14 protein-coding genes are annotated in these 13,875 nt (G+C 73.5%); 1 reads left to right on the forward strand and 13 read right to left on the reverse strand.

Annotation, left to right across the window (positions count from 1 at the left end):
• Window positions 1-9 precede the first annotated feature (9 nt).
• The 3 genes from alr to glmS are packed head-to-tail and all read right to left on the reverse strand — an operon-like array spanning window position 10 to window position 4,475.
• The gene (gene alr, locus AB0I60_RS18385) at window positions 10-1,110 is read right to left on the reverse strand and encodes an alanine racemase (protein ID WP_360731272.1); all 1,101 of its coding nucleotides are present in this window, start codon (window positions 1,108-1,110) and stop codon (window positions 10-12) included.
• 53 nt (window positions 1,111-1,163) lie between these two features.
• The gene (locus tag AB0I60_RS18390) at window positions 1,164-2,564 is read right to left on the reverse strand and encodes an NAD(P)H-hydrate dehydratase (RefSeq protein WP_360731274.1); all 1,401 of its coding nucleotides are present in this window, start codon (window positions 2,562-2,564) and stop codon (window positions 1,164-1,166) included.
• A 48-nt stretch (window positions 2,565-2,612) separates the two neighbouring features.
• Window positions 2,613-4,475 (reverse strand): glutamine--fructose-6-phosphate transaminase (isomerizing), encoded by a 1,863-nt coding sequence (gene glmS, locus AB0I60_RS18395; protein ID WP_360731275.1) that lies wholly within the window; start codon window positions 4,473-4,475, stop codon window positions 2,613-2,615.
• A gap of 134 nt (window positions 4,476-4,609) precedes the next feature.
• On the opposite strand from glmS, the gene AB0I60_RS18400 reads away from it, so the two are divergent.
• Window positions 4,610-5,443, forward strand: a complete 834-nt coding sequence (locus tag AB0I60_RS18400) for a dienelactone hydrolase family protein (RefSeq protein ID WP_360731276.1) — start codon at window positions 4,610-4,612, stop codon at window positions 5,441-5,443.
• 119 nt (window positions 5,444-5,562) lie between these two features.
• Here the strand turns inward: AB0I60_RS18400 and AB0I60_RS18405 are convergent, their stop codons facing one another.
• The 10 genes from AB0I60_RS18405 to AB0I60_RS18450 form a co-directional block, all read right to left on the reverse strand.
• The gene (locus tag AB0I60_RS18405) at window positions 5,563-6,012 is read right to left on the reverse strand and encodes a hypothetical protein (RefSeq protein ID WP_360731277.1); all 450 of its coding nucleotides are present in this window, start codon (window positions 6,010-6,012) and stop codon (window positions 5,563-5,565) included.
• Window positions 6,009-8,822: a WXG100 family type VII secretion target gene (locus AB0I60_RS18410; protein ID WP_360731279.1), complete on the reverse strand. Its 2,814-nt coding sequence runs from the start codon at window positions 8,820-8,822 to the stop codon at window positions 6,009-6,011. The genes AB0I60_RS18405 and AB0I60_RS18410 overlap by 4 nt, the downstream gene beginning before the upstream one ends.
• The gene (locus AB0I60_RS18415; protein WP_360731281.1) at window positions 8,822-9,124 is read right to left on the reverse strand and encodes a hypothetical protein; all 303 of its coding nucleotides are present in this window, start codon (window positions 9,122-9,124) and stop codon (window positions 8,822-8,824) included. Before AB0I60_RS18415 ends, AB0I60_RS18410 begins: the two co-directional genes overlap by 1 nt.
• 162 nt (window positions 9,125-9,286) lie before the next feature.
• Window positions 9,287-9,592 (reverse strand): hypothetical protein, encoded by a 306-nt coding sequence (locus AB0I60_RS18420; RefSeq protein ID WP_360731283.1) that lies wholly within the window; start codon window positions 9,590-9,592, stop codon window positions 9,287-9,289.
• A 25-nt stretch (window positions 9,593-9,617) separates the two neighbouring features.
• Entirely contained in the window at window positions 9,618-10,952 is a 1,335-nt protein-coding gene (gene glmM, locus AB0I60_RS18425; protein WP_360731365.1) for a phosphoglucosamine mutase, read from the reverse strand.
• Window positions 10,953-11,071: 119 nt separating this feature from the next.
• Window positions 11,072-11,647: a 30S ribosomal protein S9 gene (gene rpsI, locus AB0I60_RS18430; protein WP_360731285.1), complete on the reverse strand. Its 576-nt coding sequence runs from the start codon at window positions 11,645-11,647 to the stop codon at window positions 11,072-11,074.
• Between the two features lie 14 nt (window positions 11,648-11,661).
• A complete protein-coding gene (gene rplM / locus AB0I60_RS18435; protein WP_015105213.1) occupies window positions 11,662-12,105 on the reverse strand; it encodes a 50S ribosomal protein L13 in 444 nt (147 codons plus the stop codon).
• Between the two features lie 498 nt (window positions 12,106-12,603).
• Complete coding sequence (locus AB0I60_RS18440; protein ID WP_360731287.1) at window positions 12,604-12,891, reverse strand: WXG100 family type VII secretion target; 288 nt, start codon at window positions 12,889-12,891, stop codon at window positions 12,604-12,606.
• Between the two features lie 82 nt (window positions 12,892-12,973).
• Complete coding sequence (locus tag AB0I60_RS18445) at window positions 12,974-13,291, reverse strand: WXG100 family type VII secretion target (RefSeq protein WP_360731289.1); 318 nt, start codon at window positions 13,289-13,291, stop codon at window positions 12,974-12,976.
• Window positions 13,292-13,446: 155 nt separating this feature from the next.
• Window positions 13,447-13,875 (reverse strand): hypothetical protein, encoded by a 429-nt coding sequence (locus AB0I60_RS18450; protein ID WP_360731291.1) that lies wholly within the window; start codon window positions 13,873-13,875, stop codon window positions 13,447-13,449.

Genomic DNA, 13,875 nt, shown 5'->3' on the forward strand with positions numbered 1-13,875 from the left:
TCGGCGCGCTCACCGGTAGGTCCTGGTCACCCGGGGCCGGTACATGCCGGTCACGATCTCGTAGTCGATGGTCCCGGCGGTGTCGGCCCACTCGCGGGCGGTCGGCTCGCCGTGCGCGCCCGCGCCGAACAGCACCACCTCGTCGCCCTCGGCCACCTGGTCGTCCCCGCAGTCCACGACCACCTGGTCCATGCACACCCGGCCCACCACCGGCCGCCGCGCGCCGGCCAGCCACACGTGCATCCGGTTGGACAGCGCGCGCGGCACGCCGTCGGCGTAGCCGACCGGCACCAGCGCCACCGTCGTCTCGGTCTTGGCCGTCCAGCTCATCCCGTAGGACACCGACTCGCCGGCCGGGATGCGCTTGGCCAGCACCACCGCCGAGCGGAAGGTCATCACCGGCCGCAGGTCGTGCGGCTGCGGCACGGGGTTGAGCCCGTAGGCCGCGATCCCCGGCCGGACCAGGTCGAAGTGCAGGTCGGGGCGGGTCAGCAGGGCCGCCGAGTTGGCCAGGTGCCGCAGCGGGTCCAGCCCGGCCGCCACCGCCTCGCGGTACGCCTCGTCGAACCGCGCGGCCTGGGCGTCCGTGGCCGGGTGCCCGACCTCGTCGGCGACGGCGAGGTGCGACCACACGGCGTGCACCCGCACCTCGGGCGTGGCGGCGGCGGCGCGCACCAGCGCGGCCCACTCGTCCGGGCGCGACCCGTTGCGGGACAGCCCGGTGTCGATCTTGAGGTGGACGCGGGCCCGCCGGCCGACCGCGCGCGCCGCGCGGGCGACCGAGGCGAGCTGCCGCTCCGACGCCACCGACAGGTCGACGCCGGCGTCGACGCCCGGCGCGTAGTCCGTGCCCGGCGGGTCCAGCCAGGAGAGCACGGGCGCGGAGATCCCGGCGGCGCGCAGCGCGAGCGCCTCGGCGAGCGAGCACGAGCCGAGCCAGGTCGCACCCGCCTCCAGCGCGGCTCTGGCAACCTCCACGGCGCCGTGCCCGTACCCGTCCGCCTTGACCACGACCATGGTCTCGGCGCGGTGGGCCACGCGGTCCAGGTACTCGACGTTGTGCCGGAGGTTGTCGAGGTCGATCACGACCTCAGCGCGAGGAGCAGCCATAACACCGCTCATGGTGACACAGGGGACGGCTGCGGGGCGCGCGCGGGCGCGGCCTACGACGCCTCCCGGCGCACCGCCCGGATCGCGTCCGGCACCGCCGACAGCAGCGCCGAGGCCGGGATCGGCGCACCGGCCGCCGCCAGCTCCGCCGCCAGGACGTGCACCCGGGCGGCGCAGCCGGCGGCGAGCAACGGGTCCACCCCGGCGGCGAGCAACGAGCCGATCAGCCCGGACAGCACGTCGCCCGAGCCCGCCGTGGCCGCCCACGACGTGCGCGCGCGGTTGACCAGGACCCGGCCGTCCGGCGCGGCGACGACGGTGGCGTGCCCCTTGAGCAGCACGACGGCGTCGAACGCGGCGGCGGCCCGCCGCGCCGCCGCGACCCGGTCCGGCCCGACCTCGCCCGCCAGCCGCTCGAACTCGCGGTCGTGCGGGGTGAGCACGACCGGGGTGCCGGGGTCGCGGGCGTCCCACAGGTCCGGGTTGTCGGCCAGCATGGTGATGGCGTCGGCGTCCGCGCACACCGCGACGCCGGCCTCCAGCACGGTGCGCAGCACGCCTTCCGCGCCGAGCCCGGTGCCCAGGCCGGGCCCGACCACCCAGGACTGCACCCGGCCCGCGTCGGTGATCGAGCCGGTGCAGATCGCCTCCGGCCAGTGCGCCCGGACCCCCTCGGCCGCCGCGCCCGCGTAGCGCACCATGCCGGAGGTGGCCAGCAGCGCCGACCCGGTCGCCAGCACGGCCGCGCCGGGGTAGGTCGCCGACCCGGCGGCGACGCCCGTCACGCCCTGGGTGTACTTGTCGTCGTCCCGGCCGGGCACCGGCCAGTGCGCGCCGACGTCCGCGAGGTCGAGCTCGACCAGGTCCGGCCCGCCCAGCTCGGGACCCAGCCCGATGTCCACCAGGCGCACCTCGCCGCAGTCGGCCAGCGCGTGCACCGGCTTGAGGCAGCCGAACGCGACCGTGACGTCGGCGCGCACGGCGGGCCCGTCGACCGCCCCGGTGTCCGGGTCGACGCCGCTGGGCGAGTCGACGGCCAGCACCGGCGCGTCGAGGTGGGCGACGTGCTCGGCGGCGGCCGGCCGCAGCGGCCCGCGCCCGGACAGCCCGACGATCCCGTCCACCACCAGGTCGACGTCCTCCAGCCGGTCCACGACCCGCCCGCCGGCCCGCCGGAACGCGGCCAGCCCCTCGGCGTGCGCGCGCGCCGGGTCGAGCAGCACCGCGCGCACCGCGATGCCGCGCCGCAGCAGGTAGTACCCGGCCCACAGCGCGTCGCCGCCGTTGTTGCCCGCGCCGACCAGCAGCCCGACCCGCCGCCGCCCGCCGAGCACGTCGACCGCCGCGACGGCCACGCCGAACGCCGCCCGCCGCATCAGCGACCCGGCGGGCACCCGCGCCATGACCCGTTCCTCGGCCGCCCGCACCCGGTCGGTGGTCCACAGTCCCCGCATAGCGCGACAGCCTGCCCGCTCACGCCGGCGCGCGCACCGCCAGGGGGCCTACTCGACGGTGACGGACTTGGCCAGGTTGCGCGGCTTGTCCACGTCGTAGCCCCGGCTGCGGGCGATCTCGGCGGCCAGCACCTGCAACGGCACGGTGGAGATCAGCGGCTGGAGGAGCGTGGGGACGGCGGGCACCTCGATCAGGTGGTCGGCGAACGGCCGGACCGTCTCGTCGCCCTCCTCGGCGATCACGATGGTCCGCGCGCCCCGGGCCTGGATCTCGCTGATGTTGGACACCAGCTTCGAGTGCAGCACCGCGCGGCCCTTGGGCGAGGGCATGACCACGACGACCGGCAGGCCCTCCTCGATCAGCGCGATCGGGCCGTGCTTGAGCTCGCCCGCCGCGAAGCCCTCGGCGTGCATGTAGGCCAGTTCCTTGAGCTTGAGCGCGCCCTCCAGCGCCACCGGGTATCCGACGTGGCGGCCCAGGAACAGCACGGCCTTCGAGTCGGCCAGCTCCCGGCCGAGCGCGCGCACCTGCTCGACGGTGCCCAGCACCCGCTCCACGGCCCGGGGCATGGCCTCCAGCTCGTGGAACTCGCGGGCGACCTCGTCCGGGTACTTGGTGCCCCGGGCCTGCGCCAGGGCCAGGCCGACCAGGTAGTTGGCCGCGATCTGGGCGAGGAACGCCTTGGTCGACGCCACGCCGATCTCCGGGCCCGCGTGCGTGTAGAGCACGGCGTCGGACTCGCGCGGGATCTGCGCGCCGTTGGTGTTGCAGACCGCGAGCACGCGCGCCTTCTGCGCGCGGGCGTGCCGCACGGCTTCCAGCGTGTCCGCCGTCTCACCGGACTGGGACACCGCGACGACCAGCGTGTCCCGGTCCAGCACCGGGTCCCGGTAGCGGAACTCGGAGGCCAGCTCGACCTCGACGGGCAGCCGGGTCCAGTGCTCGATCGCGTACTTGGCGACCAGGCCCGAGTGGTAGGCCGAGCCGCAGGCCACCACGAACACCTTGTCGACGTCGCGCAGGTCCTGGTCGGACAGCCGCTGCTCGTCCAGCACCACCCGGCCGTCGCGGAAGTGGCCGCGCAGCGTGTTGGCCAGGGCCTCGGGCTGCTCCTCGATCTCCTTGAGCATGAAGTACTCGTGGCCGCCCTTCTCGGCGGCGGAGAGGTCCCAGTTCACCGTGAACGGCTTGGCCCCGGCGGGCTCGCCGGCGAAGTCGGTGACGGTGTAGCCGGACCGGTCGATCACCACGACCTGGTCCTGGCCCAGCTCCACGGCCTCGCGGGTGTGCTCGATGAACGCCGACACGTCGGAGGCGACGAACGTCTCGCCCTCGCCGACGCCCACCACGAGCGGGGAGGAGCGGCGGGCGGCGACCACCGTGTCCGGCTCGTCGGCGTGCGTCACCACGAGGGTGAACGCGCCCTCCAGGCGGCGGACGACGGCGCGCACGCTGGCCGCCAGGTCGCCCTTGGTGTCGCCCTCCTCGTAGGCGAACGCCACGAGGTGCGCGGCGGTCTCGGTGTCGGTGTCGCTGCTCATCTCGACGCCGCGCGCTTCCAACTCGGCGCGCAGGGCGGCGAAGTTCTCGATGATCCCGTTGTGCACCACGGCGACCCGGCCGGTCACGTCGCGGTGAGGGTGGGAGTTGCGGTCGACCGGCGCACCGTGCGTGGCCCACCGGGTGTGGCCCATCCCGGCGGTGCCCGCGAAGCCCTCGCGGCCCACCTCGTCGAGCCGGGACTCCAGGTTGCCCAGCCGGCCGGCCTTGCGCTCGACGGCCAGGCCGCCCGCGCCGTCGAGCACGGCGACGCCCGCCGAGTCGTACCCCCGGTACTCCAGCCGCCGCAGCCCGTCGAGCACTACGTCCAGCGCCGGGCGGTGGCCCACGTATCCCACGATTCCGCACACGCCGCACAGCGTAACCAGACCAGGGACGGCATCCGAAAGGGCCACTTCAGGACGTTATCGCAGGTCACAGTCCCCAGTGGTGTAGACCAATCGAGGCGTGCGGGCCCGGTGGGCGATCGACTACCGTTGCGCCGGTGAGCGGCTACTCGGCGAAGCAGGTGCTCGACCAGCTCGGCAGGCCCGGCGAACACCCGGTCCTGCGCGGCGACCTGGCCCTGGTCGGGCTGCCCGGCCTGGTCTACACCCCGGCCTCGGGCCTCGGCCTGCCGGCGGTGGCGTTCGGCCACGGGTGGCTGCAACCGGTGGAGCGGTACCGGGCCCTGCTGCGGCACCTGGCGTCGTGGGGCGTCGTCGCCGCCGCGCCGGGCACCCAGCGCGGGCCGCTGATGTCCTCCCGGCTGCTCGCCGGGAACCTGCGCACCACGCTCGACGTGTGCACCGGCGTCCGGTTGGGCGAGGGCGACATCAGCGTCGACCCGGAGCGGCTCGCGGTCGCCGGGCACTCCATGGGCGGCGGCGCGGCCGTGCTCGCGGCGGCCGAGGACGAGCGGGTGCGCGCGGTCGTGACGCTGGCCGCGACCGAGACCCGCCCGTCGGCGCTGGACGCCGCGCGCCGCGTGCGCGTGCCGGGCCTGCACCTCGCGGCGGGCGAGGACCGCATCGCGCCCCCGGTCGGGCACGCCGAGGCGATCGCCGAGGCGTGGACCGGGCCGGTGCAGCTGCGGACGCTGCCGAAGACCAGCCACCTCGGGTTCGCCGAGGGCCGGCACTGGAGCGAGCTGCTGCTCGACGGCCGGGGCGAGCGCACGGCCCAGAAGTTCGCGCGGGCGCTGACCACGGCGTTCCTGCTGCGCGTGCTCAAGGGCGACCGGCGGTGGGACGCCCTGCTGGAGGACGACGTGAAGGGCGCTCCCCTGACCTACCGGCGCGGGGCGACCACCGGCGGCAGCGTCCCCGCCCGCCGCTGACCGACCACGCCGGACGACGGACGACCTCGGCCCCGACCCGGGTTCCGGGTCGGGGCCGGAGCACGTGCTCACGAGCCGGTCCGGTGCCGCCGCTCAGCACCGGTCCGTCGACTACCGGCTCAGGTGAGCCAGCTCTGGCCGCCGAAGTCGTCCTCGTCGTCGACCGGCGCGGGCCGGCGGGGTGCCGGGCGGACCGGTGCCGGGGGCGGCGGGGCGACCGGCGGGGCCGGCGGCGGCGTCGGCGCGGGGCCCGAAGCCCAGCCGGTGCCGGGCGCCGGGGCCTGGTAGGTCGGCTCGTCGTCCTCGCTGCCGAAGCTGTACTCGCCGCTCTTCTTCTCCGTGGCCGCCGTGGTGCCCCAGCCGCCGGCCGCCTTCTGGCGCTTGCCGGCCTCCTGGATGCGCTCGATGGTCTTCTCGGCCACCGCGGCCTGCTTGTCCAGGCTCGCGCCCGCCTTCTCCCGGGCTTCCCGGGACCGGCGCTCGCGCAGCTCGCGCCGGTCCGCGTGCTCCCGGGAGATCTCGTCCATGCGGCTCTTGGCCGCTGCCAACCGGTCGGACGCGACGCTCATCGGCCCTCCTCACCCAGCACGCCCTGCACGCGGCTGAGGCTCACGTCGTCGTCGAACAGCGACCCGGTGGTGCGCCACTGCCCGGGGCTGCGCTCGGTGTCGCCGCCGCCCTGCTGCTGGCCACCGCCGGCCATGCCGCCGCCCATCATCCCGCCGCCCATCATCCCGCCGCCGGGAGACGACGCCGGCTGACCGTGCTGGTCCTGCATGGACGGCAGGGTGGCCGAGCCGGCCTGGCCCGCGTTGGAGGCGTTGGTGTCCGCGTTGAGCCCCTGGTCGGCGCTGCCGGACGGGCTGTTCCACATGCCGTCCGAGCTGGTCGGGCCGCCGAGCACGGAATCCGCGCCGTTGAAGCCGCCCGCACCGCCGCCGAACACCGAGGCGCCCGACGCGCTGGTCGTGCCGCCCGAGTCGTGCGCCGGGGCGAAGCCCTGGTCGAACTGCGGCCCGCCGAACTGCTGGCCACCGAACTGCGGCCCGCCGAACTGGCCCCCGAACTGCTGGCCGCCGAACTGCTGACCACCGTGCTGCCCGGCGGGCTCGGTGAAGCCGCCCGGAGCACCGCCCGCCGGCTCCGTGAACGCCGGCATCGCGGCCACCGGCTCGGTGAAGCCCGGCACGGCGGCCACCGGCTCGGTGAAGCCGGGCGCGGCCCCGACCGGCTCGGTGGTGCCCGGCGCGGCGGCCACGGGTTCGGTGACGCCGGGCGCGAAGCCCGCGTCCGCGCCACCCGAGCCCGAGGGGTCGGGCAGCCCGCCCGGACCGGACGCACCGGGGTCCGGCGCGAAGCCCGGGTCCAGCCCGATCGCCGGCTCGGCCGGCGCGGGCATCGCGGTCACGGCCTCGTCGCGGCCGGGCAGCGGCGGCAGCGCGTCCTCCGCCGAGTCCTGGCCGAACTCGACGCCGTACTCCTCGGGGGTGCCGTCGCCGTTGTCGACGGTCAGGTTGATCTCACCGGTCAGCGGGTCGACCTCGGCGGTGATGGCCAGGCCGTCCAGCTCGATCACCGCCTTGCCGTCCGCGCCGGCCTCGACCGGGATCGCGCCGTCCGCGCCACCGCCGCCCGCGGCGACACCACCCGCGCCGACCGCCGCGCCGGGCGTGCCCTGCACACCGGCGGTCGCCGGGGCACCGGTCGCGCCGGCCAGCGCCGAAGCGAGCGCCGCGCCGCCGTTCTGGCCGGTCAGGGCCTTGAGCGCGTCGGGGTTGTCGCTGAAGTCGACGTCGTAGGTCTTCGGCTCGCTGGTCGGCGTGTCGACGGTGATCAGCACGTGGCCGTTCTCGTCCGGCTCGGTGACCTTGATCTCGTTGTCACCGCTCTTGATGGTGACGGTCTCCGGCTCCTCCTCGCCCTTCACGCCGTCCGGCTTGCCGTCGCCGTCCTTGTCGTCGGGCTTGCCGTCGCCGTCCAGGTCGTCGGGCTTGCCGTCGCCGTCGGTGTCACCGGGGATCTTGATGTCGTCGGGCTTGCCGTCGCCGTCCTTGTCCAGCGGGTTCTCCGGCTTCGGGATCTCCGGGACGGACGGCGTGCCGCCGCCACCGCCGGAACCCGTGCCGCCACCGGAGCCCGAGCCACCGCCCGAGCCGGAACCGCCGCCCGAACCCGGGCCGCCGCCCTTCTCCTTGCCGCCGCCGTTGCCGTCGCCCTTGCCGTCGTCGCCGCCCTTGTCGTCGGAGACCGCCGGGAACGGGTTCTCGAAGCCGGCCATGTAGGACGCCAGGGTCTCCCACTTGGCGTCCACCGAGGTCTTGGTGTCCGAGCAGCAGGTCTTGAACTGCTCGTACAGGCCCCAGAACTCGACGTTGAACGACTGCTGGATCCACCGCTTGCACTGGTTGATCGCGAACTCTTTGTTCTCGTCGTTCAGGCTGCAGTCGTCGTCGTTGAGGCGTTCCGCGATGTTGCTGCCGGGTACCACCGAGTCGACCCACCCGGCGATCTCGCGCACCCGGTCCTTGCCGTAGTCGCCCTCGCCGCGCGCGAACGAGACGACCTTCTCGGCCATGAACGTGTCGGCCTTGGCGACGCGCTCCCGGTACATCTCCAGGACCTCGTCGGCCTTGCCCTTGCACAGCTCGTAGACGCCGCCGACCGCCGTGCGGGTCAGCTCCGCCGCGCCGTTCAGGCCGTCGCCCAGCTCGGTGATCTTCGGGACGATCTTGTCGGTGTAGTGCTCGTAGGACTTGGTGGCGGCCTTGCCCTCCCACTCGCCGTAGAGCGTCTTCAGCTGCCCGTCGACGTCGGTCTTCATCTCGTCGATCTTCGACTTGGCGGTGCTGAACTCGTCGGCCTCGGCGAGGAACTTCTGGAAGTTGATGCCGCGCTGCTCGTTGTACGGCGTCTGGATGTGCTGGCCGAAGTCGAGGTTCGTCGTGCTGCCGAGGCAGTCGCCGGGCCGGTTGTTCCAGATCGGCAGGAACTTCTCGAACACCTTCAGGCCCGCCTGGCCCGCGTCGAACAGCTCGTCGGAGGTCTTGGTGCCGGAGCCGGACGCGGTCGGCGGCTGCTTGCCGTCCAGCGACGTCTGGCCCTGCTCCACGGCCTTGGTCTGCTCGCGGCTGTTGTAGCCCTTGGTGTCGCTCTCGGCCTTGGCCTCGTCCAGGCGGTCCTGCAGGTCGTCGTCGCTGCCGGCGCCCCAGTCCCAGAAGCTGGACGTGTCGTACCGGTCCTTGTACGTGTCCGCGCCGTCCGGGATGTCCCACGGCGGCGTCGAGGCGACGTACGCGTACATCAGGTCCTGCTTCTTGGCCTCCGACACGTTCGGGTCGTCGAGGACCGCCTTGACGTCGTCCCAGCTCGGCCCGGCCATCAGTACTGGCTCCCCACGTTTTGCGCGTTCGTGGACTCGACGTCACCGTAGGTCGCGGCACCGGAGGCGATCTTGCCCGCGAACCCGCCGAGCGTGCCCGCCATGTTGGTGATGCCCTTGCCGAAATTCTCGATCCCGGACTTGTACTTGGCGAAGTGCTGTTTGTGCGCCTGACCGAATTCGCCTTCGGTGGTCTCGGTCTGGCCGACCTTCTTCAGATCGTCCGCCGTGTCCTTCGCGGCGTCGGAAATGCCCTTCGAGGCTTTTTGCATGGCCTCGGTGCTGGTGCCGTAACCGGCCACGGCGCTCCACTCCCCTCCGTGGCACGACGGCCACGACCTCCAACCGAACTCGTCCGTTGTGACGCGACGCTCCGGTGCCCGGTTCCCATCGTGACACCCCTCGGGGACGCCGGGCGCATTTTCCGCGCTGGTCCTTGCAGGTGTGAACGGGCCGGGCCGGGGTCAGCCCTGCCGGGGCGGCGGAGGGGGCGCGGCCGGCGGCGGCGGGAATTGCCCCGGCGGCGGGCCGGGCGGGAACTGACCCTGCGGACGACCGTGCGGGGCCTGCCCCGGCGGGAACTGACCCGGCGGGAACTGGCCCTGCGGCGGTTGGCCCGGCGGGAACCGGCCGGGAGTGAACTGGCCGCAGGGGGCCTGGCCGGGAGGGTGCGCGCGGCCCTTGCTCCGCTTCACCAGCACGACGATCCCCACCACGACGGCGGCGACGAGCAGGACGATCACGATCAGCGGGCCGAACCCGATACCCATGCCAGCACTCCCGACGCCTCGGCCATCAGCCCACCGAGGAAACCACACCCGCCAGGCGACGCGCCGCCGACTCCGCCAGTTCGTGGGTGGACGCCTCCACCATCACGCGCACGAGCTGCTCGGTGCCGGACGGCCGGAGCAGCACGCGGCCGGTCTCGCCCAGCTCCTCGCCCACCGCCGCCACGGCCTCGCCCACCGCCGCGTCGCCGGCCACCGCCGCCTTGTCGCCCACGACGACGTTGATCAGCACCTGCGGCAGCCGCCGCATCACGCCCGCCAGCTCGGCCAGCGACTTCCCGGTCTCGGCCATCCGCGACATCAGCCGCAGCGCGGTCAGCAGGCCGTCGCCGGTGGTGGCGTGCGCGGGGAGCACCACGTGCCCGGACTGCTCGCCGCCCAGCGCGAACCCGCCCGCGTGCAGCTCCTCCAGCACGTACCGGTCGCCCACGGCGGCCGTGCGCAAGGTCACGCCGTGCTCGCGCATCGCCAGGTGCAGGCCGAGGTTGCTCATCACGGTGGCGACCAGGGTGTCGTCGGTCAGCTCGCCGGCGTCCTTCATGGCCAGCGCGAGGACCGCCATGATCTGGTCGCCGTCCACGTCCTCGCCGGCCGCGTCCACGGCCAGGCAGCGGTCCGCGTCGCCGTCGTGCGCGATGCCCAGGTCCGCGCCGTGCTCCACCACGGCCGCGCGGACCAGGTCGAGGTGGGTGGACCCGCAGCCGTCGTTGATGTTCAGGCCGTCCGGGCGGGCGTGGATCTCCACGACCTCGGCCCCGGCCCGGCGGTAGGCGTCCGGCGCGGCGGCGGACGCGGCCCCGTTCGCGCAGTCCACGACCACCTTGATGCCGTCCAGGCGGTGCGGGGTGACCTTGAGCAGGTGCTCGACGTACTGGCCCTCGGCGTCCTCGACCACCCGGACCCGGCCGATGCCCGCGCCGGTCGGCCGGTGGCCGGGCTCGCCCATCCGGCGCTCGATCTCGTCCTCGACCGCGTCGGCCAGCTTGTGCCCGCCGGAGCCGAACAGCTTCACGCCGTTGTCGGGCATCGGGTTGTGCGAGGCGGAGATCATCACGCCCATGTCCGCGCCCAGCGCGGCGACCAGGTGCGCCACGGCCGGCGTGGGCAGCACGCCCGCGAGCAGCACGTCGGCGCCGGCGGCGGTGAGGCCCGCCACCACGGCGGCCTCCAGCATCTCGCCGCTGGCCCGGGGGTCGCGGCCGACCACGGCGACCGGTCGGTGCGAGCGGTCGTGCTCGGCGAGCACCCGGGCGGCCGAGGCGGCCACCGAGAGCGCGAGTTCCGGTGTCAGGTCGGCGTTCGCCAGACCACGTACGCCGTCAGTGCCGAACAGCCGACCCATGATCGCCATGACCTCCGTGATGAACCACACAACAACGGGCGGAAAGCACTGCGGGAGCAGCAGTTCGACGAAGAACTGGCTGCTCCCGCAGGGTACTGCCGGAAATCTCGACCGTGAGGTCAGCGCTTGCTGTACTGAGGCGCCTTGCGGGCCTTCTTCAGACCGTACTTCTTGCGCTCCTTGACCCGGGGGTCGCGGGTGAGGAAGCCGGCCTTCTTCAGCACCGGGCGGTCCTCGGAGTCCACGGCGATCAGCGCGCGGGCGATGGCCAGGCGCAGCGCACCGGCCTGGCCGGTGGTGCCGCCGCCGCGCAGGTTCGCCACGACGTCGAAGGTCTCGGGCTTCTCCGTGGTCACCAGGGGCTCGCGGATGAGCTGCTGGTGCACCTTGTTCGGGAAGTACGCCTCGAGGGACTTCCCGTTCAGGGTGAACTTGCCGGTGCCGGGCAGCAGGCGCACCCGGACGATGGCCTCCTTGCGGCGACCCACGGTCTGCGCCAGGTGGTGCGCGCCCGCGCTGAGCACGGGGCGGACGACGGGGGCGGGGGCCGGCTCGGCCTCGTCGCCCTCGACCTCGGCGGTCCCGGAGTCGGTCGCCTCGGCCTCGGGGGCCTCGGTCGCCTCGACGTCGGCGGTCTCGGTGGCCTCGACGTCGGCGGTCTCGACGGCGTCGACCTCGGCCTCAGGGGTGGTCACGGCGTTTTCCTCGGTCACTGGGCGACCTTCTTGATCTCGAACGGCTGCGGCTGCTGCGCCGTGTGCGGGTGGCTCGGGCCCGTGTAGACCTTGAGCTTGCCGGCGATCACGCGGCCGAGGCGGTTCTTGGGCAGCATGCCCTTGATCGCCTTCTCGACCAGCCGGTCGGCACGGGTGTCGAGCACCTCGCCGAACGACCGCTGGCGGAGGCCGCCGGGGTGGCCGGAGTGCCGGTACACGAACTCCTGGTCACGCTTCTTGCCGGTCAGCGCCACCTTGTCCGCGTTGATGATGATGACGAAGTCACCGGTGTCAACGTGGGGGGCGTAAGTCGGCTTGTGCTTGCCGCGCAGCAGCGTCGCGGCCTGGGTGGCGAGCCGACCGAGCACCACGTCCTGGGCGTCGATCACGTGCCAGGCTCGGGTCACCTCGCCGGGCTTCGGGCTGTACGTGCGCACGGGTCTACCTCGTCGTCACTTGCGTCTGGGGTCATTGCGGCGGCTGCTCGGGCCAGACACCCCAGGTGGGCAGGTGGACCAGAACGAGGCACGCGAGTGCGCACCGGGTACCGCACAACAACGTAGGAAGATACCGGTTGGGCCGTGGCCGGGTCAAAACGACCCCGTCCAACCGGGTCGGAGCCCTCGTCGCCGGGGCGACTCGGACACCGGACGGGAGGACCCGTCAGAACGCCCGTAACGCGACGTTCAGGTCTTCGAGAGTACGCACCCCCGCCGGCCGGGCCGCACCCGGGCGACCGCCGCCCCGTGATCACCCCGGCGGAAGCGCCCGGGACGTCGGGAGCGGACGTGCCGAGGACGGACGCGCACCGCGTCGTCGAGGGCCGCCGCGCGGGCCGTTCACCCGGCGGCGAGGCCGCACCCGGGGCAGACGTACGCGAGCCCCGGATGCCGGTGCGGCTCCGGGGCCCGCGAGGGGTCACGTGGTGACGCGGTTCACCAACGCGCGGTGTTCTTCTGCTCCGCGGCGGAGTAGGCGTCGTTCGCCGAGGCGACGGCGGTGCCGATCGCGGCCAGGACCTGCTGCAGGTCGGCGGCCGAGTTGTCCCACTTGGCCTGGACCTCCTGGTAGGCACCGGAGGTGGCACCTTCCCACTGGGCGATGACCGGCGCGATGCGGGACTTGAGCTGCTCCAGCTCCTCCTGCACCTTCGCGGCCTGGCCCTGGATGTCACCGGCAGCCGAACCGAGAGCGCCGAAGTCGATCTTGATCTCGTCGTTCATGATCTCCCCTTGGAGGTGAATTCAAAACGTACAGGAGGGTAATTCTGGAAAAGCAGTGGAGCGGGTGCCGGCGAATTCGCCGTCACGCGCCGCCGCCGAGGCGACCGGTGATGGTCGACATCTCCTGGGCCTGCTCCTCTTCCTGCTGGACGTAGGTCTGGACGCTGCCGGTGATCTGCTCGGCGATGGCGACCAGCGCCTCCTGGAGCTTCGCGGCGTCGTCGTTGAACCGGAGCATCAGGTTGTTGAACGCGTCCGCCGCGGAACCCTTCCACGCGGGGGCGAGGCCATCAATGGTGGAACCGAGGTTGCGCAGGATGCCCTGCACGTTCTCGTTCGTGCCCATGATGTCCTTGGCGGCGTTCTCAAGCGCCGGAACTCCGGTTGCGTAACCAGCCATTGGGTATGACCCCCTATGTCGGCGAGACCAGGCGTGCTTGCCTTCTCGGTTCGTACAAGGCTTCTGACGCAGAGGGTGCCACGGTCGGTTCCGCGCTGTCGTGGCTTCTTCCCAAGTAGTTGCGCTAGTAAACGACCACCCCGCCGGGGCGGGGGTCAGTAGAGGATTCGCGCTTGCGAAAAGTCCTCGTCATCGGCCGGTTCGACGGGCAGCCGACCGCTCGGGCCGGCCACCGGGCGGGCCCCTTCGGAAGTCCGCCGCGATGCGGTATTTGCATTCGCGTCCGTTTGCTCGTGCGATTTCCCGGGTTCCGGCGCGAGCAGTTCCGCACCGGTCGGCAACCACTCGACCGAAAGGCCCCGGTGCGCCCGGAACCCGGTCGCCACCCGGCGCACGTCCTCGGAGGTCGGCGCGTGCCGCTCCGGCTGCACGTCGCGGGCCCTGGCCCGGTCGGCGAGCCCCCGGTTGCGCTCGCGCAGCGCGGCGGTCCGCGCGCCCGCGTCGGCGGCGGCCCGGCGGCCCCTCGTCACGGCCGCGTCGACGTCCGCGCGGAACCGGGCGAAGACCTCCGGGACACCGGTCAC

The organism is Actinosynnema sp. NPDC050436 (assembly GCF_040655415.1).
Classification (GTDB): domain Bacteria; phylum Actinomycetota; class Actinomycetes; order Mycobacteriales; family Pseudonocardiaceae; genus Actinosynnema.

Bases quoted from the DNA above. Each gene is read 5' to 3' on its own strand.
- alr (WP_360731272.1), bottom strand. From the start codon at position 1,110: ATGGCTGCTCCTCGCGCTGAGGTCGTGATCGACCTCGACAACCTCCGG.
- AB0I60_RS18390 (WP_360731274.1), bottom strand. From the start codon at position 2,564: ATGCGGGGACTGTGGACCACCGACCGGGTGCGGGCGGCCGAGGAACGG.
- AB0I60_RS18405 (WP_360731277.1), bottom strand. From the start codon at position 6,012: ATGAGCGTCGCGTCCGACCGGTTGGCAGCGGCCAAGAGCCGCATGGAC.
- AB0I60_RS18410 (WP_360731279.1), bottom strand. From the start codon at position 8,822: ATGGCCGGGCCGAGCTGGGACGACGTCAAGGCGGTCCTCGACGACCCG.
- AB0I60_RS18420 (WP_360731283.1), bottom strand. From the start codon at position 9,592: ATGGGTATCGGGTTCGGCCCGCTGATCGTGATCGTCCTGCTCGTCGCC.
- glmM (WP_360731365.1), bottom strand. From the start codon at position 10,952: ATGGGTCGGCTGTTCGGCACTGACGGCGTACGTGGTCTGGCGAACGCC.
- AB0I60_RS18440 (WP_360731287.1), bottom strand. From the start codon at position 12,891: ATGAACGACGAGATCAAGATCGACTTCGGCGCTCTCGGTTCGGCTGCC.
- AB0I60_RS18445 (WP_360731289.1), bottom strand. From the start codon at position 13,291: ATGGCTGGTTACGCAACCGGAGTTCCGGCGCTTGAGAACGCCGCCAAG.